This is a genomic window from Flavobacterium humi (genome assembly GCF_004745595.1).
Taxonomy (GTDB): Bacteria; Bacteroidota; Bacteroidia; order Flavobacteriales; family Flavobacteriaceae; genus Flavobacterium; species Flavobacterium humi.
On the sequence record NZ_SRLH01000007.1, the window covers coordinates 1 to 4,669 of the forward strand.

At 39.9% G+C, this 4,669-nt stretch carries 2 protein-coding genes; both read left to right on the top strand.

Translation table 11 applies throughout. The features are described from left to right. Nucleotides 1-689 precede the first annotated feature (689 nt). Nucleotides 690-1,916: a 3-oxoacyl-[acyl-carrier-protein] synthase III C-terminal domain-containing protein gene (locus tag E4635_RS12525; protein WP_135527048.1), complete on the top strand. Its 1,227-nt coding sequence runs from the start codon at nt 690-692 to the stop codon at nt 1,914-1,916. A 221-nt stretch (nt 1,917-2,137) separates the two neighbouring features. After that, the coding region (locus tag E4635_RS12530; protein ID WP_394345977.1) for a hypothetical protein at nt 2,138-4,669 on the top strand (2,532 nt) is incomplete at its 3' end.

A 4,669-nucleotide genomic window follows, 5' to 3' on the forward strand; every position in this document is an offset into this window, starting at 1 on the left:
AGTTCGCGTACCTGACTGCCACAGGCAGTCCTCCTCTTAATATCAAATCTTTCTTTAGAAAGTCCTTCACTTTACGTGAAGGACTTTTTTGTTTTAGATACTTTTCAAAGCAAAAATACCTTTTTACAGTAAATCCCGGGTGAGGGATAGCAGCGGAAATCCTTTTAGGCCCCCGTGGCCCTAAAAGATTGAAGCGAATAGCCCGGCCCGAAGGGACAACCACGAAAAATCAATAGAATTTTACACAGGAATGACAGGGATTGCCAGTTATAAGGTAATAATAAGATTGTTAAAAATGTTAAATTCGAGATAAAGCAATGTTAAAATATTGATAATGAGTACTTTTGTTGTACGGTATAAGAAAAAGATTGTAGCGTAAGCTCTTTCATAGTTTCTAATCTTCCATGATTTATTGTAATGATGATCTTATCATTATAAATACCACTTCGATATAATCAATAGCATTTGATTAATTTTTTGTAAACTTCAATTATTATATGTGAGCTTTATAGAATTTTGATTTCCAAGACCATATAAAAATTAACACATTTTAAAAACATTTCCCGAAAAACGAAAGTTAGGCTTCAATGCATTTTGAAGCACGGCAAACAGTACAAATTCAGATGAATTGATGCTGTTACGTTTTATAAGTTCATGTATTTTAGGTGGCTTGAATTTAAGTTAAGGATATGAAAAATATAATACTTTCTAATTTTCACCCTATTCAAGTAGGAAATTTAATTAGTCAATCAAAACTTAACCAGTATTCTAAATTTTTATACCATCATTTTCAGAATCATCCGATAAAATCCGTAGCGGGAATTGATGATGACGAAAATGAAGAGGAATCTATAAGTTTTGAATTTGTCTCCGACCATGTAGACAAATATGCAATCCTCCCCGAAAATATTAATAAAAGGCAATGTTTGGTTTTTGAAGAGGTAGAGAACTTTATTGTCAATGAAATGGAGCATACCATACCTTCTAAATACCATTTTCCTATTGATTTTGAGGTAAAAGGCGGAAACTTTTACGGGCCTAAAATCGAAGTCCGGATGGAATGGTTCAAAAGGAAAATGAGATATGTTTTTGATAAATTTTATACCGATACACCTCATAGCCCCGAAAATTTAATTCATGTAACGTGTTCGGGCTATTCTTCTCCAAGCCTGGCTCAAGAGGCCGTAATCAAAAGAAAATGGGAGACAGTCCATGTCACGCATTCTTACCATATGGGATGTTATGGGGCATTCCCGGCCATCCGGACTGGAAGCAGCTTGCTTTGTGCCAGCGAAATAAACGGAAGGGTTGATATTATCCATACCGAATTATTATCCGCGCATTTGAACTTAACTGATTTTTCTCCCGCCAACACCATGATTTGCTCGCTTTTTGCAGACGGGTTTATCGGTTATTCTTTGTATGAAGAGAATGCTTTTCACAATATTTATTCTACCAAGTTGAAAAGAGGATTGAAAGTTCTTTCCTCCCACGAAGTAATCATCCCGGATTCTTTGGAAGATATGTCCTGGGATTTAGGAGAGTATAATTTTTTGATGACATTATCAAAACGGGTCCCGGTTTTTGTACGCAAGAACATCAAGGCATTTTTAAGCAGGTTATGCGATAAGGCAAAAATTAATTTAGAAGAAAATAAAGCCGATATGCATTTTGCCATTCATCCGGGTGGCCCGAAAATTATCGATTATGTAGTGGACGAAATAGGTATTGAAAAAGAGCAAGCCTCCTGGTCCTATTATATTTTGCATGAGTATGGAAACATGTCTTCGGCAACCATTCCTCATATTTTTGATAAAATCATTAACGACGAAGAGATAGCCATAGGGACAAAAATTGTTGCCATGGCATTTGGTCCGGGACTTACCGCTACCGGATTGTTATTGGAAAAAGTGTAAATTAAGAACTAAACCAAACTCAAATACTGACGGTTCAATTGTTAGTTGTGATTGCATAAGCAATAAATACCTCCACAGAATCAATTTAAAATGTTGTCCTTTTTATTTTTATTATGTTTAAAATTTTAAAATTCAATTTATGATTGAAACGGCGTTTTTAAAAATCCCTTTGTCTATGTTGAATACCTGCTTAATAAAATGGTTTTTAAAATTATTTTATTATGAAAAAAATTATTACACGCTTAAGAAGTGAACAATGCGATTGTTGCACTTTTCCCTGTTGTAGCTTGACATTTTCTTCAGATTCCTTTAATAAGAGTATATTCAGTACGGTTCTTGTGTCTTTTTACCTGTTTTTATTCTTATTATCCGGTCAAACCAAAGTTTACGGCCAGCTTGTTGGAGGTGCTGTTGTGCAATCCAATTTTGGTGTTGAGTCTGATGCTTATGCAAACAGGCTCCAATTTGCTGTCAACCCGGTAGTACCGGCAATAGGTACTGACGACTGGTTTGTAAGTTCTCAATTTCCGGGATCTGGAAGAGGAGTGATCAATCAATCGACGGCTGCCAGTTTAAAAGCTTCAATACTGAATGATGACAATTTTTCCTTCGAGTTAAGACAATCTATCACAACACCAACCTTTCCGTTTCCGTATCCGATTGTGGATGGAAAACTCTGGATTGACGCTGTGTATGGTAGAGATAACAATACGGCTCAAGGGAATACTGATTTGAGTATTTTTACCAGTACTTCTGATAAAAATTCCGACAATCCAAGCACTTGGAGTTTAGGCTCTGGAAGTGTCCCTCAAAAAGACGACATCATTGACGTTATGGCGCATTTAAGAGGAGATGGCCCGAAAGAGCCAACGGTAGAAGATCCAAGACCTTTTACAACACTCTGGGCTTTCGCAGGAGCTACTTTGCGATCTACAGATGGTAGCAAACACATCGATTTTGAGTTTTTCAGAACCAAAGTAGGGTATACGCCCGGAGGTTCCGTTATGACCAATACAGGGCCGGACGGAGGACGTACGGCTTTTACTTTCAACGCTAACGGATCGGTAAATATTCCGGGAGCCATTATTGTTTCGGTTGACTATGAAAACGGTGGGGATAAACCCGATGTAAGAATCAGGGTTTGGATGAGCCAGGCAGATTTCAACAGCATCAATTCGAAACCCAACAGACCTTTTGATGTACTCGCGGGTTCTTTTATCCAGGGAGATTCAAGCGGTGTTTTCGGATATGCGAGAATTACGGCCAGAAACCCACTTGATACTTTCATATGGGGACGTGTTAATTTGGAAGCCAATACTCTAGCAACTCCTTGGGGTACTTTAGAAGGATCCGGAGCTACTTTTTTTGATGATTTCCAAGCCCAGCAATTTGTAGAAATCGGCATTAACCTGACTGCTTTTGGGTTAGACAGAAAAGGTGATTCAGATCCGTGCGCGAATATCTTAGGAAGTTTATTGGTCAAAACACGTAGTAGTGCCGGTGGGGGATCGGATTCATTTGTTAGTGAACAAAAAGATTTTGCCGGGCCTTATATTTTCGGGACTTCTATTGATCCTACCATAAACCTTATCAAAGACGGTGATTTAACGTGTTTGGATGGAAGTGTTACCCTTACGGCCGAGGTAAATAATATGGCCGGTTTGACTTTTGCCTTTTACGGGCCGGATCCGGGCGATTTAAATGACAATAATTATGGGCCTTTGCTTCCTGCAGATGCCGCCGAACCAGATTTAACCAGAGTCGTAACCGGAGCAGGAACTTATACTGTTATATTAGCGGCTCCATCGTTCCCGGGTTGCGAGAGAATATCCAAAGTAACTGTCAATGCCGAACCGCCGAACGATTTGACGGTAACCTGTCCGGCAAGTATTGAAAAAACCTGTTTCTATAAAACTCAGGCAGAAGTCGACGCAGCATTTGATGCCTGGAGAGATACTTTTGCAGTTGTAGGAGGCGCAGGATTGGTTCAAACACCAACACAAGCACAATTGGATGCTCTTGTAGCACCTTCTGTGTGTGGAGGTGAAGTTACAGTCAACCTAAAAGCCCATGACAATTGTAACCCGGAAGAAAGCTGTACCAGTACCTTTAAAGTTATCGGAGATGGTGAAGCTCCGGTTATTGTTGACAAACCGGATTACACTTTAGAAGGTTGTAATCCAGATTGGCCGGCAGTAGTCTCCACCACTTACACTGATAATTGTGACCCAGGTGGCAGCATTGATGGTGTAGCGGGGGATGTTCAAACCAGCCAAGACGGTTGTACACAATTCCGTGATTACACGTTCAATAAAACCGATAGTTGTTTGAACAATGCAGCACCACAAGTGACTAGAGTGAGCAGACATTACGATGTTACCGCTCCGGTTATTGTTGACAAACCTGATTACACCTTGGAAGGTTGTAACCCGGATTGGCCAGCGGTTGTTTCCACCACTTACACCGACAATTGTGATGCTTCAGGTAGTATCGATGGTGTAGCGGGAGATGTTCAAACCAGCCAGGACGGTTGTACTCAATACCGCGATTACACGTTCAATAAAACAGATAGTTGTTTGAACAATGCAGCACCACAGGTAACCCGAGTAAGCAGACATTACGATGTTACCGCTCCGGTTATTGTTGACAAACCGGATTACACTTTAGAAGGTTGTAACCCGGATTGGCCAGCGGTTGTTTCCACCACTTACACCGACAATTGTGATGCTTCAGGCAGTATCGATGGTGTAGCG

Excerpts from the sequence above, each read along its gene's own strand:
- E4635_RS12525 (WP_135527048.1), top strand. The coding sequence starts at position 690 with ATGAAAAATATAATACTTTCTAATTTTCACCCTATTCAAGTAGGAAAT.